The sequence below is a fragment of the Cupriavidus sp. DF5525 genome (assembly GCF_040149425.2).
Taxonomy (GTDB): Bacteria; Pseudomonadota; Gammaproteobacteria; order Burkholderiales; family Burkholderiaceae; genus Cupriavidus; species Cupriavidus pickettii_A.
Genome location: NZ_CP168265.1, coordinates 3,900,442 through 3,919,013, shown reverse-complemented (window position 1 = coordinate 3,919,013; position 18,572 = coordinate 3,900,442). Strand labels below are relative to the sequence as shown.

Below are 18,572 nucleotides of genomic sequence, written 5' to 3'. Positions count from 1 at the left end.
GGAAACCCGGCGCGGCTGGCGCGCCGCGCGGTGCGAGTGTGCATCTTACGCGTGCGGGCTTGCGCTGTCGAAGTGCGGTGCAGCGGCGGGGGCGTCGCTGCATAGGTGGAGTATCAGGCATGTTCACGCTCGGATAGTTCCGACAGGATGGCTGGGGCAGGTGAGCGGCATCGCCGGCACCGGCGGTAGAGCGTCCCACCCACCCGTTAGCCGCGCCGGCCGGTCCGGAAAACCACCTAGCTTCTGCTAAAATTGCGGTTTTCCCGCCGTCAGGCCCACGCCCGCTCACCGTCTCCGTCCAGCCCGCATGTCCGCCCTTGCCCATCCCGCAACAAGTCCTTTTGCTTCCCAGCCCGCCAAGCTGATGGCCGATGCCATCCGCGTGCTTGCCATGGACGCCGTCCAGCAAGCCAATTCCGGCCACCCCGGTGCGCCGATGGGCATGGCAGATATCGCCGTGGCGCTGTGGGGCCGGCACCTGAAGCACAACCCGACCAATCCGCATTGGGCCGACCGCGACCGCTTCGTGCTGTCCAACGGCCACGGCTCGATGCTGATCTACGCGCTGCTGCACCTGACTGGCTATGACCTGCCGGTCGAAGAGCTGAAGAACTTCCGCCAGCTGCACAGCAAGACCGCCGGCCACCCGGAATATGGCATCACCCCGGGCGTGGAAACCACCACCGGCCCGCTCGGCCAGGGCATCACCAACGCGGTCGGCATGGCACTGGCCGAACGCCTGCTGGGTGAAGAATTCAACCGCCCCGGCTTCGACATCGTCAACCACCACACCTATGTCTTCCTGGGCGATGGCTGCCTGATGGAAGGCATCAGCCATGAGGCCTGCTCGCTGGCCGGCACGCTGAAGCTTAATAAGCTAATTGCGCTGTGGGACGACAACGGCATCTCGATCGACGGCGACGTGGTGCACTGGTTTGCCGACGATACCCCGAAGCGTTTCGAAGCCTACGGCTGGAACGTGATCCGCGGCATCGACGGTCATGACGTGACCGCCGTCGACATGGCCATCTCGCAGGCCAGGGCCAGCGACAAGCCGACCCTGATCTGCTGCCGCACCAAGATCGGCAAGGGCGCCCCGAACAAGGAAGGCGGCCACGACGTGCACGGCGCCCCGCTGGGCGGCGCCGAAGTGCTGGCCACGCGCGAGGCGCTGGGCTGGGCCCACGCCCCGTTCGAAGTGCCGGGCGACGTCTACGACGCCTGGGACGCCAAGGCCAACGGCCAGGCGCTGGAGCGCGCCTGGAACGCGCTGTTCGATGCCTACGCCGAGCGCCATCCGTATGAAGCCGGCGAATTCCGCCGCCGCATGAAGGGCGAGCTGCCCGGTTCGTTCGACGCTGCGGTGGAAGCCTTTATCGCCAAGTGCGAGGACAAGGCCGAAACCATCGCCACCCGGAAGGCCAGCCAGAACACCATCGAAGCCGTCGCTCCGGTGCTGCCCGAGTTCCTCGGCGGCTCGGCCGACCTGACCGGCTCGAACCTGACCAACTGGTCGGGCACCAAGCCCGTGCGCGTCGATGGCTGGGGCAACCACATCAACTACGGCGTGCGCGAGTTCGGCATGAGCGCCGTCATGAACGGCATTGCGCTGCATGGTGGCTACATCCCCTACGGTGCGACCTTCCTGACTTTCTCGGATTACAGCCGCAATGCGCTGCGCATGGCGGCGCTGATGAAGATCCGCTCGCTGTTCGTCTTCACCCATGACTCGATCGGCCTCGGCGAAGACGGCCCGACCCACCAGTCGATCGAGCACGTCGCCAGCCTGCGCCTGATCCCGAACATGGACGTCTGGCGTACCGCCGACACCACCGAGACCGCGGTGGCCTGGGCCGAGGCGATCCGCCGCGAGAACGGTCCGAGCTGCCTGATCTTCAGCCGCCAGAACCTGCCGTTCCAGCGCCGCGACGAGGCCACCCGCGCCAATATCGCACGCGGCGGCTACGTGCTGCGCGACAGCGTCAACCCGGACACCGGCCGTCCGGACGCCGTGATCCTGGCCACCGGCTCGGAAGTCGGCCTGGCCGTCGGCACCGCCGATCAGCTGGCAGCGGAAGGCGTGCACGTGCGCGTGGTCTCGATCCCGGCTACCACCGTGTTCGACAAGCAGGACAGCGCCTACAAGGCCAGCGTGCTGCCGGCCGGCGTGCCGCGCGTGGCCGTCGAGGCGGGAGTGACGGACTTCTGGTGGAAGTACCAGGTCCAAGCGGTGGTGGGCATCGACACCTTTGGTGAATCGGCCCCGGCCGGTGTGCTGTTCAAGCACTTCGGCTTTACCGTCGAGAACGTTGTCCGAACGGTGAAGGACACCCTTATCTAAGCATCCGGGCGCTGGAGCCGCGTGGTGCGCCGCGCGGCCCGTGCGGCGCCCGCCGGTTTCAATCGATCCTCAGGAGAGACAGTCATGACCATCAAGATCGGCATCAACGGCTTCGGCCGCATTGGACGCATGGTGTTCCGCGCCGCCGTCGCCAACTTCAAGGACATCGAAGTCGTTGGCATCAACGACCTGCTGGAACCCGACTACCTGGCGTACATGCTGAAGTACGACTCGGTGCACGGCCGCTTTGACGGCGAAGTGTCGGTCGACGGCAACACCCTGGTCGTCAACGGCAAGAAGATCCGCCTGACCGCGGTCAAGGATCCGGCCGAGCTGAAGTGGGGCGAGATCGGCGCCGACGTGGTGGTCGAGTCGACCGGCATCTTCCTGACCAAGGAAGGCGCGCAGAAGCACCTCGACGCGGGCGCCAGGAAGGTGATCATGTCGGCCCCGTCCAAGGACGACACCCCGATGTTCGTGTACGGCGTGAACCACGAGACGTACAAGGGCGAGGCGATCATCTCCAACGCCAGCTGCACCACCAACTGCCTGGCGCCGGTCGCCAAGGTGCTGAACGACAAGTGGGGCATCAAGCGCGGCCTGATGACCACCGTGCACGCCGCCACCGCCACCCAGAAGACCGTTGACGGCCCGTCCAACAAGGACTGGCGCGGCGGCCGCGGTATCCTGGAAAACATCATCCCGTCGTCGACGGGTGCTGCCAAGGCCGTGGGCGTGGTGATCCCGCAACTGAACAAGAAGCTGACCGGCATGTCGTTCCGCGTGCCGACCTCGGACGTGTCGGTGGTCGACCTGACCGTCGAGCTGGAAAAGCCGGCCACGTACGAAGAAATCTGCGCCGAGATGAAGGCCCAGAGCCAGGGCGCGCTGAAGGGCGTGCTCGGCTACACCGAAGACAAGGTCGTTGCCACGGACTTCCGCGGCGATGCCCGCACCTCGATCTTCGACGCCGAAGCCGGCATCGCGCTGGACGGCACCTTCATCAAGGTCGTGAGCTGGTACGACAATGAGTGGGGCTACTCGAACAAGGTGCTGGAAATGGTTCGCGTCGCGGCCAAGTAATCCTGCAGTCTTGCGGAATGAAAAACGCGCCTTCGGGCGCGTTTTTCTTTTTGCACAAGCGGGATATCAGCCGGCCGGGCGGGGCGCCAGCGGCCGCGCATCGACCGCCGCGCCATCGACCAGGAAATGGCCGCCGGCCACGTGGTGGATGGTGCGCAGTCCGTCATGCCCGTCGAAATGCCAGCGCCCGTTGCTGAACACGCGCGAGTCCGCCTGTGCGGCGACGACCTCGCCGAGGAACAGGTCGTAGGTCTGCTGTGTGGCTGGCTCGTGCAGCAGCCGGCATTCCAGCCAGGCGGCGCAGCCCTCGAGCAGCGGCGCGCCGACCGTCATGCCAGTGAAAGTCCCTAGCCCGTAAGCGTCGAACTTGTCGGTACCATCCTGCTCCATCAGCGCCAGGCCGGAGCTCGAGCCGAGCGTCTCGGTCAGGTCGACCTGGCTCACGGTAGGCACCTGCAGCACGAATTCGCCGCTCTCTTCCAACAGCTTGCGGGTCCAGGTGCTCTTGTCCAGCACCACCGCCACCTTGGGTGGAGAGAAATCCAGCGGCATGGCCCAGGCGGCGGCCATGATATTGCGCTTGCCGCCGGCTGCGGCACTGACCAGCACGGTCGGGCCGTGATTGAGCAGGCGATAGGCTTTCGGCAGTTCGACGGGAAGGCGGAAATGTGCGGGAGCGGGCGCGGGGTCGGACATGATGTCGTCAGAAAAGAATGATAAAAATGGAAGACCGATCGTCAATATACCCCCACCGTATATTGGTTGCTGGAGTCCGGAAATTGTACCTATATGCAGGCAATACCCTAAAAATTTCCGCATTTTTCAGAAAAATGACCTCGACAGTCACTTCGAAAATGCCGAATTTGCTTTCCGAGCTTGTTTTTTCCTCTTACACTATTAAGACGTCGTTGAAATCTGATGTGCAGCCAGCGCAAGTGGTGGGGCCATCTTTGCTAAGAAAAATCTGACCGGGGCCTGATCATGGTGAACGTAGACACAAAGCTTTTAGTGATCTTCACCGAGCTGCTGAGTAAGCGGAACGCCACTTACGTCGCGGAAAAAATGCATATGACTGCGCCCGCGGTGTCGCATTCGCTGGGCAGGCTGCGCGAAATCTTTGACGATCCACTCTTCATCCGCGTTCCGCACGGCCTTACGCCGACGCCGCGCGCGCTCGAGCTGGGCCCCAAGATCCGCGACATGCTGGACCTGTGGTCGTCGATTAACGAGGGTGACGCGGACAATTTCGATCCGGCCATCGCCACCGGCACGCTGAGCATCGGCTTTGCCGCTGAGCTCGGCGATACCGTATTTAACCGCTTCGTGCTGCGCATCAAGCAACTGGCGCCGGACCTGCATATCAAGCTGGTCGAGTCCCATTCCTGGGAAACCGACGTGGCTTCGATGCGCGCCAATGAGCTCGACCTGGCATTTTCGCCGTTCCCGACCCGGCATCCGGAAATCGTCGAGGAGATGGTGACGTCGCTGAACCTGTGGGTTTGCGCGCGCAAGAATCATCCAGTACTGAAGAACCACTGCACGCTCGAGCAATACCTGGATTGTGGCCATATCTTCATGGCGCATTCCGGTGGTGCGGGGCGCCCGGCCAATCCACCCAAGATAAGCAGCATCAACAAGCCTTATAAGCGGCATGTCGATGAGGCTTGTGGCGTGGTGGACGGGGCTTGGCGCGATCTGGTCGCACGCGCTGGAGACGTGTTGCGATCAAGGTCAAGGTCTCGTTCAGGGCAGCCTTGGCCCAGCGCAGGCCGAGCAGCAGTGCAGGCAGGACACGTTTAAGGGCGGTGATGGCGTAGGCACGGTTGATCCGATGATCCGAGTCAATGTCATGTTCCTGCGCGGCCGCAAGACAGCACAGGGCGTGCAGGTTATCGCACAGGACTTTGGCTCCGAAGTCCTGCCTGGCGGCCAACTGTGAGAGGCCGGACAGGTGTTCGAGTGCCATGCGGTGTTTGAGGCGTTTGAAGGCCTCCTCGAGACGCCAGCGCTGGTGATAGAGATCGCGGAAGGTGGCAGCCGGATGGCGGTGCCTGTCGAGCAGATTGGTGATGAGCACGCGAACCTTGGCGGCTGGCGAGATCTGCCGGATGAGCCGGACGGTCTGCGGGACGGACGCACATTCATAGTCGCGCGCGTCATTGCGGGCTGGAGCCGGGAGCGTGACGACGGTCTCGGCGCGGCCGGAGCGGACGAAGTCCCGCAGGGCAGCAAAGCCGCTACCGTCGGCGCGCATGCAGAAAGGGATGTTTCGTTGGTTGAGTACGGCTACCAGCCAGCGGGCCGGGTAGCCGCGGTCGAGCAACAGCAAGTCGTCGGATTGCAGGCGGTCCAGATGCTCGAACAGGATCTGGCGTTCGTTCTCGAGCACGCTGTGCAGTGAGGCGGCGAGCATCATCTCGGCCCCGGGGAGGTACAGGCCGAAAGCGAGTTGATCACGGGTGGCGGCTCGAGGCAGATGGCTGTGGCGGATGGCAAAACGCAGGTGCGAGGCGTCGGCTGCGACCAGCCGAAAGCCATGCCAGCGCGGCAAATGGTTGGACACCTGCTGAAGCAGCCAGTCATTGAGGTGAGCAAAGACATCGCCGCTGAGTTTGCTGCGAGCCTGGGCGAAGGCTTGTTCACTGACTCGCCGGCACAAGGTGTTTTGGCGGGCGAGCGCGGCGAAGAATTGATCGAGTTCGGCTTGAACGCCCATGCGCAAGTTGCCAAGCATGAACGCGATCAGTGTGGGCAGGGTGAGCTTGCGCTGACGGGTGAATGCGGCTGGATATTCGGGATGACGGGCAAGATCGTGAAAGACCTTGGTGTGCAGATATTGGGTAAGCGTAGCGAACAGATCGGACAGGGGCATGAGAGCCAAGCGAAGATCGAGAAACGATCCTCTATTGGCCGCCGCCCTGCTTGCGCTAAACAGCCAGCGCAAGCAGGGCGGCGGCCGCTCGAACCTCGTCATCTGTCAAGCGTGCGCGTGGCAAATTGCGATTCTATTTGACGGCTTATCTTGGGTGGATTGGGCGCCCGGCGCCGTCGCTGATCCCGCTCGACTACGCGCTGCAGCAGCGCGGGCTCAAGCGCAACGCGACGCTGACCGTGCATTCCTGGCGCGCCCAGGCCGAGTTGGCCGCGCAGACCGACATGATCTTCACGGTCAACGCGCTGACCAAGGACATGGCCTGCGAGACCTACGGGCTGAAGGCCTTCCATCTGCCAGCGGAGCTGAACACAACACTGGGCCTGAACATGTTCTGGCACCGCAGCCGCAATACCCACCCGATGCTGGTGTGGGCGCGCAGCCTGTTCCGCCAGGTGGTGGGTGAGTTCGTCGGCCTGCCGCCGGCACGTCCGGCGCGCGTGGTGACCGAGCAGGATCTGCAGGACCTGCAGGCGCCCTGAGCGGGGCTCGTGGCCATAAAAAAACCGGCGCCAGGCGCCGGTTTTTTTATGGCCGTCATCTCCCGCGAGGGGCGTGCCGGCTTATCGTTTGGGTCTGTGGGGACAGTTTGTTTTGGTGCAGTTGCCGTACAGCGAAAGTGCGTGTTCCTGCAAGGTAAAGCCGCGCTCGCGCGCGATGCTTTGCTGGCGGTGCTCGATCTCGGAATCGAAGAATTCCTCAACACGGCCGCAGTCGAGGCACACCAGATGGTCATGGTGCTTGCCTTCGTTGAGTTCGAAAATCGCCTTTCCCGATTCGAAGTTGTTGCGCGACAGCAGGCCAGCCTGCTCGAACTGCGTCAGCACGCGGTAAACGGTGGCCAGGCCGATATCCATATGCTCGTTCAGCAGGATACGGTAGACGTCTTCCGCGCTCAGGTGCCGCTGTTCGCTGGTCTGAAAAATTTCAAGAATCTTCAGCCTGGGCACGGTTGCCTTCAGGCCGATGTTCTTGAGGTCAGCCGGACTCGGCATGGGCGTGACTCCCTAGAGTACAATGTCTCGATAGTTGAATCATAAGGGTTTTGGCAGCAAAAGTCGCCCGCGGCCGTGATGTCCGAGCCAGGCATCCCGCGCCAGGCAGCGTTGCCTTCCCATGTGGTTGCCGCGGCAGGCGCCCCGTGCGCATGTGGTGCAACCGGCGCATCTGGCGCCTGCGTTGTTCCGGCCCGCGGCACTTTTCCTTTCCCTCCCCGGAAGCGAGATACATGCGTTATACCCGTTCGTCCGCCATGCGCCCGACGCTGGTTGTTTCCCTGCTGGCCGCGGCCCTGCTGGCCGGCGCCTGCTCGGCCTACGATTCCACCTCGCGCAAGGTAGCCAACGCCATCACGCCGTACCGGATCAATATCGTGCAGGGCAACTTTGTCTCGCGCGAAGCCGCCTCGCAGTTGCGCGAAGGCATGACGCGCGACCAGGTCAAGTTCCTGCTCGGCACGCCGCTGCTGACCGATGTGTTCCACGCCAACCGCTGGGACTACGTGTTTTCGTTCCGCCGCGGCAATGCCTCGGTGGTACAGCAGCGCCGCTATACGGTGTTCTTCGATGGCGACCGGCTGGTCAAGTTTGGCGGCGACGAGCTGCCCTCCGAATACGAGCTGATCGCCGAAATCGACGGCATGAAGAAGGCGCTGAAGGACCAGACGCCGGGCAAGATCTCCACCACCAGCGCGGCGACCGCCCAGGCCGAGCCGCAGACCACGGTGGAGAACTTCGTGCCGCGGCAGGTACAGCAGCCGGCGCCGGAAGCGGCCGCGGGGGCAGCGGCTCCGGCGGCTGAAGCTGCCGCACCGGCAGCCGCCGCCCCGGCACCGGCCAGCGTGCCGGCCGAGGCCGCCAAGCCGGCCAACTGATCCGCCGCATGGCGCGCCGGCAGCGGCGCGCCCCAGTTTTCCGGGCCGGTCAGGCATGACCGGCTCGTTCACTTTCCGCGCATTGCGCACATTCCGCTGAGCCAGACACCATGAACATCGCCATCGCAGGCGCATCCGGCCGCATGGGCCGCATGCTGATCGAACACGTGCTGAACACCGAGGGCGTGAGCCTGGCGGGCGCGCTCGACGTGCCGGGATCGCCGGCGCTGGGCCAGGACGCGGGCCTGCTGCTGGGCCGCCATACCGGCGTGGCCATCACCGCCGACGTGGAAGCCTGCCTGAAGGGGGCCGACTGCCTGATCGACTTCACCCGTCCCGAAGGCACGCTGGCGCACCTGGAAGTGGCAAAGAAGCTGGGCGTGAAGATGGTGATCGGCACCACCGGCTTCGACGACGCCGGCAAGTCCGCGCTGGCCGAGGGCGCGAAGTCGGTCGGCATCGTCTTTGCCGCGAACATGAGCGTGGGCGTAAATGCCACCTTCAAGCTGCTGGAAGTGGCGGCCAAGCTGCTGTCGAGCGGCTATGACATCGAGGTGATCGAGGCCCACCACCGCTTCAAGGTCGATGCCCCGTCCGGCACCGCGCTGAAAATGGGCGAAGTGATCGCCGATGCGCTCGGGCGCGACCTGAAGACCTGCGCCGTCTATGCCCGCGAAGGCCATACCGGCGAGCGCGATCCCAATTCGATCGGCTTTGCCACCGTGCGCGGCGGCGATATCGTCGGAGACCATACCGTGATGTTCGCCGGCATCGGCGAGCGCATCGAGATCAGCCACAAGTCGTCCAGCCGCCAGTCGTATGCCGACGGTGCTGTGCGCGCCGCCCGTTTCCTGGCCGACAAGCCCACCGGCCTGTTCGACATGCAGGACGTGCTCGGCCTGAAGTAAGGCGCAGCCGTGAGGCGCACGGGCCGCAAGCCGGCCTGCGCCCACGGTTATAATCGACTGCTTTCGCATTGCACGTTGGCGGGCGCCGCGCAGCTGGCGTCCGCTGCCCACATTCCAACGATTCCCCCGGATGCCGGCAGGCCAGTAGCCGCGCAGACGTTGTCCTGACTGTTGTCCCGACCATGCAAGACAAATACCTTCCTTCCGCCGTTGAACAAGCCGCCCAGCAGCACTGGCAAGCCATCGACGCCTATCGCGTGTCGGAGCATGCAGCCGGGCCCGACGGCAAGGAAAAGCCCAAGTTCTATGCCTGCTCGATGCTGCCGTATCCGTCGGGCAAGTTGCATATGGGCCACGTGCGCAACTACACCATCAACGACGTGATGGCGCGCTACCTGCGCATGAACGGCAACAACGTGCTGATGCCGATGGGCTGGGACGCCTTCGGCATGCCGGCGGAAAACGCCGCGCTCAACAACGCTGTGGCACCGGCGGCCTGGACCTACGACAACATCGCTTACATGAAGAAGCAGATGCAGTCGATGGGCCTGGCGATCGACTGGTCGCGCGAAGTCGCCACCTGCAGCCCGGACTATTACCGCTGGAACCAGTGGCTGTTCCTGAAGATGCTGGAAAAGGGCATCGCCTACCGCAAGACCGGCACCGTCAACTGGGATCCGGTAGACCAGACCGTGCTGGCCAACGAGCAGGTCATCGACGGCCGCGGCTGGCGCTCGGGCGCGGTGGTGGAAAAGCGCGAGATCCCGATGTACTACCTGCGCATCACCGACTATGCGGAGGAGCTGCTGGGCGACCTCGACGGCCTCGGCTGGCCCGAGCGCGTCAAGGTGATGCAGCAGAACTGGATCGGCAAGAGCGTGGGCGTGCGCTTTGCCTTCACCCATGACATCCCGGGCGAGGACGGCAAGCCGATCAACGACGGCAAGCTGTACGTGTTCACCACGCGCGCCGACACCATCATGGGCGTGACCTTCTGCGCGGTCGCTGCCGAGCACCCGCTGGCCACGCACGCTGCCGTGAACAACCCCGAACTGGCTGCCTTCATCGACGAATGCAAGCACGGCTCGGTCATGGAAGCCGACATGGCGACCATGGAGAAGAAGGGCATGCCGACCGGGCTGCAGGTCGTGCACCCGCTGACCGGCGACAATGTCGACGTATGGGTCGGCAACTACGTGCTGATGAGCTACGGTGACGGCGCCGTGATGGGCGTGCCGGCGCACGACGAGCGCGACTTTGCTTTCGCGCTCAAGTACAAGCTGCCAATCCGGCAGGTCATCGACGTGAAGGGCCAGCCGTATTCGACCGAAGCCTGGCAGGAGTGGTACGCCGACAAGGAAAACGGTACCTGCATCCATAGCGGCAAGTACGACGGCCTCGGCTACCAGGCCGCGGTCGAGGCGATCGCCGCCGACCTGGGCGCCAAGGGCCTGGGCGAGAAGAAGGTGACCTGGCGCCTGCGCGACTGGGGCATTTCGCGCCAGCGCTACTGGGGCACGCCGATCCCGCTGATCCACTGCGACAGCTGCGGCGTGGTGCCGGTGCCGGAGCAGGACCTGCCGGTGGTGCTGCCCGAAGACCTGGTGCCGGACGGCACCGGCAATCCGCTGGCCAAGGATCCGCGCTTCCTGCAGTGCGCCTGCCCGTCGTGCGGCCAGCCGGCGCGCCGCGAGACCGACACGATGGATACCTTCATCGATTCGTGCTGGTACTACATGCGCTATACCTGCCCGGACGCGGCCACCATGGTCGATGCCCGCAACGACTACTGGATGCCGATGGACCAGTACATCGGCGGCATCGAGCACGCGATCCTGCACCTGCTGTACGCGCGCTTCTGGACCAAGGTCATGCGCGACATGGGCCTGGTCAAGTTCGACGAGCCCTTTACCAACCTGCTGACGCAGGGCATGGTGCTCAACGAGACCTACTATCGCGAGGACGCCTCGGGCAAGAAGCACTGGTACAACCCCGCCGAGGTCGACCTGCGCACCGACGAGCGTGGCCGCCCGCTGGGCGCCACGCTGAAGGCCGACGGCCAGCCGGTGGTGATCGGCGGCATCGAGAAGATGTCGAAGTCCAAGAACAATGGCATCGACCCGCAGGCGCTGATCGACCAGTACGGCGCCGATACCGCGCGCCTCTTTGTGATGTTCGCCGCGCCGCCCGAGCAGCAGCTCGAGTGGAGTGGTTCGGGCGTGGAGGGCGCATCGCGCTTCCTGCGCCGCGTGTGGAACTACGGTTATGCCAACGCTGCCGCGCTGCGCGACGGTGCCGGCAGCGCGCCGACGGCCGACGATGCCGACCTGCGCCGGGAGATCCACGGCGTGCTCAAGCAGGCCAACTACGACTACCAGCGCATCCAGTACAACACCGTGGTCTCCGCCACGATGAAGATGCTGAACGCGCTGGACGACGCCAAGAACGCTTCGCCGGCCGCGCGCCGCGAGTGCTTCGGCATCCTGCTGCGCGTGCTGTACCCGGTGGTGCCGCATATTACCCACGGCCTGTGGGAGCAGCTGGGCTACGTGGCCGAAGCCGGCGACCTGCTTGACGCGCCGTGGCCGCAGGTCGACGAAGCCGCGCTGGTGCGCAGCGAGATCGAACTGGTGCTGCAGGTCAATGGCAAGGTGCGCGGCAGCATCACCGTGCCGGCCGACGCCGACCGCGCCGCCATCGAGGCGGTTGCTGCCGCCAGCGAGACCGTGGCCAAGTTTGCCGAAGGCAAGGCGCCCAAGAAGATCGTGGTCGTGCCCGGCCGTCTGGTCAACGTTGTGTTGTAAGGGCCTGGAGCCCGGTAAGCGCGAAAGGAATCGCCAAGAATGAAGCGACTGAACATGGGGCGCCGCAAGGTGCTCGCGGCAATGCTGGCGGTGCCGGCAATGGGCCTGCTGGCCGGCTGCGGCTTCCACATGCGCGGCAACGCGGATTTCGCGTTCAAGCGGCTCTATATCGGGATTCCACCCAATTCGCTGATGGGCGCCGACCTGCGTCGCGCCATCCGCGGCGGGTCTGACACCCAGGTGGTGGCAGACCAGAAGGAAGCCGACGCGCTGCTGGACGTGCTGCAGGACAGCCGCACCAAGTCGATCCTGTCGATTACGACCGAAGGCGTGGTGCGCGAATACCGCCTGACACAGCGCTTCGTCTTCCGGCTGCGCGACGCCGCCGGCAAGGAACTGATCCCGCCGTCGCAGCTGGTACTGACGCGCGACCTGACCTACAACGAAGCCAACACGCTGGCCAAGGACTACGAAGAACAGCAGCTGTACCGCGACATGCAACGCGATATCGTGCAGCAGCTGATGCGCCGGCTGGCCGCCGTCAAGGCCATCTGACCAACGCATGCAACTCAAGCTCGACGGGCTCGACGCACACCTGAAGCAGGCCAAGGCCAAGGGCCTGGCGCCGCTGTACGTGGTGTACGGCGACGAGCACCTGCTGGTGCTGGAAGCGGTCGACCGCCTGCGTGCGGCGGCGCGCGAAGCCGGCTTTTCCGAGCGCGAGGTGCTGGCGGCCGAACGCGGCTTCCACTGGGGCCAGCTGGTCGAGGCGCAGCAGTCGATGTCGCTGTTTGGCGACCGCAAGATCGTCGAGCTGCGCATTCCCTCGGGCAAGCCCGGCAAGGACGGCGGCGAGGCGCTGCGTGCCGTGGCGGCACAGCCGTCGCCCGACGTGGTGCTCATCGTCACGCTGCCGCGCCTGGATTTCGCCACTTCCAAGTCCGCGTGGTTTCAGGCGCTCGAGGGCGCCGGCGTGTCGATCAAGGTCGACACGGTGGACCGCACCCGGCTGCCGGCCTGGGTCGGCGAGCGGCTGGCGCTGCAGCAGCAGCGCGTCGAGGGCGGCGAGCCCGGGCGGCGCGCGCTGCAGTTCATCGCCGACAAGGTGGAAGGCAACCTGCTGGCCGCGCACCAGGAAATCCAGAAGCTAGGGCTGCTGTACCCGCCAGGCGAACTGAGCTTCGACCAGGTCCAGGACGCGGTGCTGAACGTGGCCCGCTACGATGTCTTCAAGCTGTCCGAGGCGATGCTTTCGGGCGATGTGCCGCGCCTGGTGCGCATGCTCGAAGGGCTGCGCGGCGAGGGCGAGGCCACGGTGCTGGTGCTGTGGGCGCTGACCGAGGAAATTCGCGTATTATCCAAGGTCCGGCAAGGCCTCGCGGCCGGCAAGCCGGCGGGCGTACTGATGCGCGAGCTGCGCGTCTGGGGCCCGCGCGAGCGGCTGGTGCCGCAGGCCGCGCAGCGGCTGGCGCAGCCACGGCTGGAAGCGGCGCTGGCCATGGCCGCGCGGCTGGACCGGCAGGTCAAGGGCCTGTCCGACCTGCCGCCACCGGGCAGCAGCGCGCTGCCGGCCGAGCCATGGGACGGCCTGCAGCAGCTGGCGCTGATGATCGCACGCTGAGGGTTTGCTCCCCTGAAGGTTTGTTCCCCTCTCGCGCCGTGCGGGAGAGGGGAGGAACACACACACTGACGGCCATCCCCAAGGCCACGAACATGAACGAGCTCGACCTCAACCAATACATGGACCGCGTCGGCCGCCAGGCCCGCGCGGCGTCGCGCGCGATGGCGCGTGCCTCCACGGCGGACAAGAACCGTGCGCTGCTGACCATCGCTGCCGCTATCCGCCGCGATGCCGACAAGCTCAAGGCCGTCAACGCGCGCGATGTCGAGCGCGCCCGCGCCAACGGCCAGGACGCCGCCTTCGTCGACCGCCTGACGCTGTCGGACAAGGCGATTGCCACCATGGCCGCGGGCCTGGAGCAGATCGCCGGGCTGGCCGACCCGATCGGCGAGATCTCGAACATGAAGTTCCGCCCGACCGGCATCCAGGTCGGCCAGATGCGCGTGCCGCTGGGCGTGATCGGCATCATCTATGAGTCGCGCCCCAACGTGACCATCGACGCGGCGGCGCTGTGCCTGAAGTCGGGCAACGCCACCATCCTGCGCGGCGGCTCCGAGGCGATCGAATCGAACACCGCGCTGGCCGCGCTGGTGGCCGAAGGCCTGGCCGAAGCCGGGCTGCCGTCCGAGGCCGTGCAGGTGATCGGGACCACCGACCGCGCCGCCGTCGGCCGTCTCATCACCATGACCGAGTACGTCGACGTGATCGTGCCGCGCGGCGGCAAGAGCCTGATCGCGCGCCTGATGGAAGAAGCGCGCGTGCCGATGATCAAGCACCTGGATGGCATCTGTCACGTCTATATCGACGCCGATGCCGACCTCGACAAGGCCGTGCGCGTCTGCGACAACGCCAAGACCCAGCGCTACGCCCCGTGCAACACCATGGAGACGCTGCTGGTGTCGCAGGACATCGCTGCCGCCGCGCTGCCGCCGCTGTGCCGCATCTACCAGGACAAGGGCGTCGAACTGCGCGTATGCCCGGCCACCCGCGCCACGCTGGAAGCCGCTGGCTTCACCGGCCTGGTCGATGCCGCTGAGGAAGACTGGCGCCTGGAATACCTCGCGCCGATCCTCGCCATCAAGACCGTGGCGGGACTGGACGAGGCCATCGCCCATATCAACGAATACGGCTCGCACCATACCGACTCGATCATCACCGAGAACTACTCGACGGGCATGCGCTTTATCCGCGAAGTCGACTCCGCCAGCGTGATGATCAACGCCTCGACGCGCTTTGCCGATGGCTTCGAGTATGGCCTGGGCGCGGAGATCGGCATCTCCAACGACAAGCTGCACGCGCGCGGCCCGGTCGGGCTGGAAGGGCTGACGTCGTTGAAGTACGTGGTCTTCGGGCACGGGGAAATCCGCACCTGACTTACGTGCGTACCGCGCGCCAACAACAATAGCAACCGTTCTCGAACGTCTCCCTCCCGATGCTCTGGGTTAAAGCGCTGCATATCGTCTTCGTCGTTTCATGGTTCGCCGGCCTGTTCTACCTGCCGCGCATCTTCGTCAACCTGGCGATGGAGACCGACGCCGCCAGCATACAGCGCCTGTTGCTGATGGCGCGCAAGCTGTTCCGCTTCATGACCATGCTGGCGGTGCCGGCGCTGGTGTTCGGGCTGTGGCTGTACTTGGGCTACGGCATCGGTCGCGGCGCGGGGCAGGGATGGATGCACGCCAAGCTGGCGCTGGTGCTGGTGCTGATCGGCTACCACCACGGTTGCGGCGTGCTGCTGCGCAAGTTCGAGGCGGGACGCAATACGCGCTCCCACAAGTTTTATCGCTGGTTCAACGAGCTGCCGGTGCTGGTGCTGCTGGCGGTGGTGATCCTGGTGGTGGTCAAGCCGTTCTGAGCCTGACCATCGCCAAACATTGTTGCGAGACTGAGATGAGCAAGCTGGTCGACTACTACCTGACGCCGCAGTCGCCGTTCGTCTACCTGGGCCATGCCCGCTTCACGGCCATCGCCGAGCGCCACGGCGCGCAGGTGAACCTGAAGCCGTGCGACCTGGGCAAGGTGTTTTCCGTTTCGGGCGGCGTGCCGCTGGCCCAGCGCCCGCCACAGCGCCAGGCCTACCGGCTGGTGGAACTGGCGCGCTGGAGCGAATTCCTCGGCGTGCCGCTGCACCCGCAGCCGACTTTCTTCCCGGTGTCGGGTGACGCGGCCAGCAAGCTGCTCATCGCGGCGCAGCTCGCGCACGGCACCGCGCGTGCGATGCAGCTGACCGGCGCCATCGGCGCGGCGGTGTGGGCGCAGCAGCGCAATATCGCCGATGCCGCCACGCTGGCGCAGATCGCCGGCGAGACCGGCCTGGACGGCGCCAGCCTGCTCAAGGCCAGCGAGGCGCAGTCTGTGCAGGCGGCCTATGCGCAGAACACGCAGGATGCGATCTCGGCCGGCGTGTTCGGTGCGCCGTGGTATGTATATGACGGCCTGGCCCACTGGGGCCAGGACCGGCTCGACTTCCTCGACCGCGCGCTGGCGGCGGCGTGATCTAAGCTATCGGATATGTCCCGTCCGCTACGGCGGACGTTTTTGTTTGCAGGAAACCCACACATGACCCAAGCCTTCTTTGCCCCTTGCCCGCGCGGCCTGGAGAGCGCGCTCGCCGAAGAACTGCGCGAGATTGCCGTCCGGCCCGGCATGGCCGCGCTGGCGCCGTTCACGGTGCACCAGGAAGTGCCCGGCGGGGTCAACTTCTCGGGCGAGATGGCCGCCGCCTACGCGGTCAACCTGCATTCGCGCATCGCCAGCCGCGTGCTGATGCGGGTGGCCGCGCGCGGCTACCGGCATGAGGACGACATCTATACGCTGGCGCGCGGCGTGCGCTGGGAGCAGTGGTTCTCGCCGGATGAGTCGCTGCGCGTGGATATCACCTCGCACAAGTCGCCGCTGCGCAGCCTGAATTTCACCGCGCTGCGGGTCAAGGACGGCGTCTGCGACGCCATGCGCGAACGCCTGGGGGCGCGCCCGAGCGTCGACACCGTCAGCCCGGATGTGCGCATCTATGCCCACCTGACCGAGCGCGACTGCACGCTGTACCTGGACACCACCGGCGAGCCGCTATTCAAGCGCGGCTGGCGCACCGAGAAGGGCGAGGCGCCGCTGAAGGAAAACCTGGCCGCCGGCATCCTGCGCCTGGCGGGCTGGGTGCCGGGCCAGACCTTCCAGCCGTTCTACGACCCAATGTGCGGCAGCGGCACGTTCCTGATCGAAGCCGCGCAGGTAGCGCTGGGCATCGCGCCGGGCGGCAGCCGGAGCTTTGCCTTCGAATGGCTCAAGGGCGTCGACACCAAGGCCTGGCAGAAGCTCAAGACCGACGCGCAGCGCGCACGCATGCTGGCTTCGGCCGATGAACTGCAGGTGGTCGGGTCGGAGATCTCCACCGACATGCTGGCGATCACGCGCGCCAACTGGGAACGCGCAGGCCTGCCGGGCGAGGCGCGCACCAAGCAGGTCGACGCGCGCTTTATCCAGCCGCCTTACGAAGAGCCGGGTTTGCTGCTGATGAACCCGCCGTACGGGGAACGGATCGCGGTGCGCGGGCAGCGCCGCACGCCGGAGGAAGAGGCGCCGCGCGACGAGGTGGAAGAGGCCGCCGCGAACCAGTTCGCCAGCGCATTCGCCACCACGCTCAAGCAGCATTTCGCGGGCTGGCAGGCGTGGGTCTTTACCGGCGACCTGAATTTCCCGCGCCGGCTGCGGCTCAAGGAATCGCGCCGCACGCCGCTGTACAACGGCAATATCGAATGTCGGCTGTTCCGCTTTGACATGGTGCGCGGCGCCAACCGGGCGCCGCAGGCAGACTGAGCGGCGGGGCCGCCGTCAGGGGCGCTTGCGCCCCGTCATCGCCTCAGGGTTGCGTGCCAGGTCGGCCAGGAAGCCTTGCAGGCTGACCACCGGCTCCTGCAGCAGGTGGCGCGGCAGGTCGAACAGTGCGTAGAAGAACTCTTCGTTGCCTTCGCAGTGCTCGGCTGGCAGGCAATATTGCTCCCAGTCGATGCAGGCCGGCGTGTACATGCCGTTGCCCGGCCAGAAGAACGGCACCAGCCGGCCTTCGCGCAGGCCTTCGATCAGCGCGGCTGGGGCGTCGTAGGCCTCGGCCGATTCCACCTGGGTCATCAGTCCCGCGCGGGTCTCGATCACCATCAGCGTGGCATGGCCCTGCGCGGTCAGCATCAGGATGCCGGCCGGGTTGGGGTACAGGTAATACTCGACAAAGCCATAGCGCGCGGTGATCTGGCGCACGCGCTCGGTCATGGCAGGGTCGGACAGGAACGAGAACGAATGCCGCGTCAGCAGCTCGCGCAGCGTGCGCGACAGCGTGGCGAAGTACGCGTGCTGCATTGCATCGATTTCCTGGTCCAGCCGCTCCACCATATTGCTGTCGTGCTTCTTCACGTAGCGGTCGATCAGCCCGTGGTTGAAGCCCTGCACGGCGATGCTCTCGTCCGCGGTGCCGGTCAGCAGGATGGTCTTGCACGGCAGGTCCTGCAACGCCTGGCAGAACTCCAGCCCGTCCATCTGCGGCATCGAATAGTCGACCACGATCACGCCCGGTTGCAGGAAGCGGTTGACGTCGTGGATCTGGCGGTAGATGCGGTCGATGTCGAGCTGCACCGTGCGGCGCTCGGTCAGGAAGGTCAGGTCGTCGTGGGTGACGCGCACCGGCAGGAAGCCCGGGAAGCGGGTAGCGTACGCCTCCCGGATCCATTGCAGCGCTTCGCGCGGGTCGGTGAAGGTGATGACCGCGCGCGAGGCATCCATCTGGAACGCCAGGCTGTCGATGAACGATTTGCTGTCATCGACCAGGACGGTCAGCACTGGGTGATGGAAGACCGACAGATTCCTGTCGTGCGGGTTGAAGGTCATGGTGCGTTGGCCTCGGGGCCGGCGGGCAGGGTTCGGCGCAAACGGCAAGCCTGAGTGCGCATTCGCAGGCCAGTATAGCGCGCCGTGGCTGCCTTGCAAGGCACGGCGCCGCAGGCGGCCGGGGAGGCCCCCGGC

Annotated in this window: 15 protein-coding genes and 2 pseudogenes; 13 read left to right on the top strand and 4 right to left on the bottom strand. The window is 65.6% G+C overall.

The window, feature by feature from the left end:
* Positions 1 to 307: 307 nt before the first annotated feature.
* Entirely contained in the window at positions 308 to 2,341 is a 2,034-nt protein-coding gene (tkt, locus tag ABNX08_RS18305; RefSeq protein ID WP_349607138.1) for a transketolase, read from the top strand.
* Between the two features lie 84 nt (positions 2,342 to 2,425).
* Positions 2,426 to 3,424 carry a type I glyceraldehyde-3-phosphate dehydrogenase gene (gene gap, locus ABNX08_RS18300; protein WP_022536569.1) on the top strand — a complete coding sequence of 333 codons (999 nt, stop codon included), beginning with the start codon at positions 2,426 to 2,428 and terminating at the stop codon, positions 3,422 to 3,424.
* 66 nt (positions 3,425 to 3,490) lie between these two features.
* Here the strand turns inward: gap and ABNX08_RS18295 are convergent, their stop codons facing one another.
* The gene (locus ABNX08_RS18295; RefSeq protein ID WP_022536568.1) at positions 3,491 to 4,120 is read right to left on the bottom strand and encodes a flavin reductase family protein; all 630 of its coding nucleotides are present in this window, start codon (positions 4,118 to 4,120) and stop codon (positions 3,491 to 3,493) included.
* 285 nt (positions 4,121 to 4,405) lie between these two features.
* On the opposite strand from ABNX08_RS18295, the gene ABNX08_RS18290 reads away from it, so the two are divergent.
* The gene (locus ABNX08_RS18290) at positions 4,406 to 5,224 is read left to right on the top strand and encodes a LysR family transcriptional regulator (RefSeq protein ID WP_374063624.1); all 819 of its coding nucleotides are present in this window, start codon (positions 4,406 to 4,408) and stop codon (positions 5,222 to 5,224) included.
* A gap of 139 nt (positions 5,225 to 5,363) precedes the next feature.
* Here ABNX08_RS18290 and ABNX08_RS18285 read toward each other — a convergent pair.
* Positions 5,364 to 6,296 (bottom strand): annotated as a pseudogene (locus tag ABNX08_RS18285) (IS4 family transposase); the annotation flags it as partial.
* Positions 6,297 to 6,460: 164 nt separating this feature from the next.
* On the opposite strand from ABNX08_RS18285, the pseudogene ABNX08_RS18280 reads away from it, so the two are divergent.
* A pseudogene (locus ABNX08_RS18280) lies at positions 6,461 to 6,838 on the top strand (LysR family transcriptional regulator); the annotation flags it as partial.
* Positions 6,839 to 6,919: 81 nt separating this feature from the next.
* Here ABNX08_RS18280 and fur read toward each other — a convergent pair.
* Positions 6,920 to 7,351 (bottom strand): ferric iron uptake transcriptional regulator, encoded by a 432-nt coding sequence (gene fur / locus ABNX08_RS18275; protein WP_022536566.1) that lies wholly within the window; start codon positions 7,349 to 7,351, stop codon positions 6,920 to 6,922.
* 233 nt (positions 7,352 to 7,584) lie between these two features.
* Here fur and ABNX08_RS18270 point away from each other — a divergent pair, with 233 nt between their 5' ends.
* The 9 genes from ABNX08_RS18270 to ABNX08_RS18230 all read left to right on the top strand — a co-directional run bounded on the left by ABNX08_RS18270 (position 7,585) and on the right by ABNX08_RS18230 (position 17,375).
* Positions 7,585 to 8,229: an outer membrane protein assembly factor BamE gene (locus ABNX08_RS18270; protein ID WP_022536565.1), complete on the top strand. Its 645-nt coding sequence runs from the start codon at positions 7,585 to 7,587 to the stop codon at positions 8,227 to 8,229.
* A 110-nt stretch (positions 8,230 to 8,339) separates the two neighbouring features.
* Entirely contained in the window at positions 8,340 to 9,137 is a 798-nt protein-coding gene (gene dapB / locus ABNX08_RS18265; RefSeq protein ID WP_022536564.1) for a 4-hydroxy-tetrahydrodipicolinate reductase, read from the top strand.
* Positions 9,138 to 9,319: 182 nt separating this feature from the next.
* The gene (gene leuS, locus ABNX08_RS18260; protein ID WP_349607137.1) at positions 9,320 to 11,941 is read left to right on the top strand and encodes a leucine--tRNA ligase; all 2,622 of its coding nucleotides are present in this window, start codon (positions 9,320 to 9,322) and stop codon (positions 11,939 to 11,941) included.
* A gap of 39 nt (positions 11,942 to 11,980) precedes the next feature.
* The gene (gene lptE / locus ABNX08_RS18255; RefSeq protein WP_022536562.1) at positions 11,981 to 12,496 is read left to right on the top strand and encodes an LPS assembly lipoprotein LptE; all 516 of its coding nucleotides are present in this window, start codon (positions 11,981 to 11,983) and stop codon (positions 12,494 to 12,496) included.
* 7 nt (positions 12,497 to 12,503) lie between these two features.
* Positions 12,504 to 13,562 (top strand): DNA polymerase III subunit delta, encoded by a 1,059-nt coding sequence (gene holA, locus ABNX08_RS18250; RefSeq protein WP_349607136.1) that lies wholly within the window; start codon positions 12,504 to 12,506, stop codon positions 13,560 to 13,562.
* Positions 13,563 to 13,654: 92 nt separating this feature from the next.
* Positions 13,655 to 14,935 (top strand): glutamate-5-semialdehyde dehydrogenase, encoded by a 1,281-nt coding sequence (locus tag ABNX08_RS18245; protein WP_022536560.1) that lies wholly within the window; start codon positions 13,655 to 13,657, stop codon positions 14,933 to 14,935.
* A gap of 59 nt (positions 14,936 to 14,994) precedes the next feature.
* On the top strand, positions 14,995 to 15,417 hold the full coding sequence (locus ABNX08_RS18240) for a CopD family protein (protein ID WP_349607135.1): 423 nt from the start codon (positions 14,995 to 14,997) through the stop codon (positions 15,415 to 15,417).
* A gap of 35 nt (positions 15,418 to 15,452) precedes the next feature.
* Positions 15,453 to 16,058, top strand: coding sequence for a 2-hydroxychromene-2-carboxylate isomerase (locus ABNX08_RS18235; RefSeq protein ID WP_022536558.1), 606 nt, complete (start codon positions 15,453 to 15,455; stop codon positions 16,056 to 16,058).
* Between the two features lie 63 nt (positions 16,059 to 16,121).
* Positions 16,122 to 17,375 carry a class I SAM-dependent RNA methyltransferase gene (locus tag ABNX08_RS18230; protein ID WP_349607134.1) on the top strand — a complete coding sequence of 418 codons (1,254 nt, stop codon included), beginning with the start codon at positions 16,122 to 16,124 and terminating at the stop codon, positions 17,373 to 17,375.
* A 15-nt stretch (positions 17,376 to 17,390) separates the two neighbouring features.
* Here the strand turns inward: ABNX08_RS18230 and ABNX08_RS18225 are convergent, their stop codons facing one another.
* Positions 17,391 to 18,437: a two-component system response regulator gene (locus ABNX08_RS18225; protein WP_022536556.1), complete on the bottom strand. Its 1,047-nt coding sequence runs from the start codon at positions 18,435 to 18,437 to the stop codon at positions 17,391 to 17,393.
* Between the last annotated feature and the right edge of the window lie 135 nt (positions 18,438 to 18,572).

Excerpts from the sequence above, each read along its gene's own strand:
- leuS (WP_349607137.1), top strand. The coding sequence starts at position 9,320 with ATGCAAGACAAATACCTTCCTTCCGCCGTTGAACAAGCCGCCCAGCAG.
- fur (WP_022536566.1), bottom strand. The coding sequence starts at position 7,351 with ATGCCGAGTCCGGCTGACCTCAAGAACATCGGCCTGAAGGCAACCGTG.
- ABNX08_RS18295 (WP_022536568.1), bottom strand. The coding sequence starts at position 4,120 with ATGTCCGACCCCGCGCCCGCTCCCGCACATTTCCGCCTTCCCGTCGAA.
- ABNX08_RS18290 (WP_374063624.1), top strand. The coding sequence starts at position 4,406 with ATGGTGAACGTAGACACAAAGCTTTTAGTGATCTTCACCGAGCTGCTG.
- lptE (WP_022536562.1), top strand. The coding sequence starts at position 11,981 with ATGAAGCGACTGAACATGGGGCGCCGCAAGGTGCTCGCGGCAATGCTG.
- ABNX08_RS18230 (WP_349607134.1), top strand. The coding sequence starts at position 16,122 with ATGACCCAAGCCTTCTTTGCCCCTTGCCCGCGCGGCCTGGAGAGCGCG.
- ABNX08_RS18235 (WP_022536558.1), top strand. The coding sequence starts at position 15,453 with ATGAGCAAGCTGGTCGACTACTACCTGACGCCGCAGTCGCCGTTCGTC.
- gap (WP_022536569.1), top strand. The coding sequence starts at position 2,426 with ATGACCATCAAGATCGGCATCAACGGCTTCGGCCGCATTGGACGCATG.
- ABNX08_RS18270 (WP_022536565.1), top strand. The coding sequence starts at position 7,585 with ATGCGTTATACCCGTTCGTCCGCCATGCGCCCGACGCTGGTTGTTTCC.
- ABNX08_RS18245 (WP_022536560.1), top strand. The coding sequence starts at position 13,655 with ATGAACGAGCTCGACCTCAACCAATACATGGACCGCGTCGGCCGCCAG.
- ABNX08_RS18225 (WP_022536556.1), bottom strand. The coding sequence starts at position 18,437 with ATGACCTTCAACCCGCACGACAGGAATCTGTCGGTCTTCCATCACCCA.
- tkt (WP_349607138.1), top strand. The coding sequence starts at position 308 with ATGTCCGCCCTTGCCCATCCCGCAACAAGTCCTTTTGCTTCCCAGCCC.
- holA (WP_349607136.1), top strand. The coding sequence starts at position 12,504 with ATGCAACTCAAGCTCGACGGGCTCGACGCACACCTGAAGCAGGCCAAG.
- dapB (WP_022536564.1), top strand. The coding sequence starts at position 8,340 with ATGAACATCGCCATCGCAGGCGCATCCGGCCGCATGGGCCGCATGCTG.
- ABNX08_RS18240 (WP_349607135.1), top strand. The coding sequence starts at position 14,995 with ATGCTCTGGGTTAAAGCGCTGCATATCGTCTTCGTCGTTTCATGGTTC.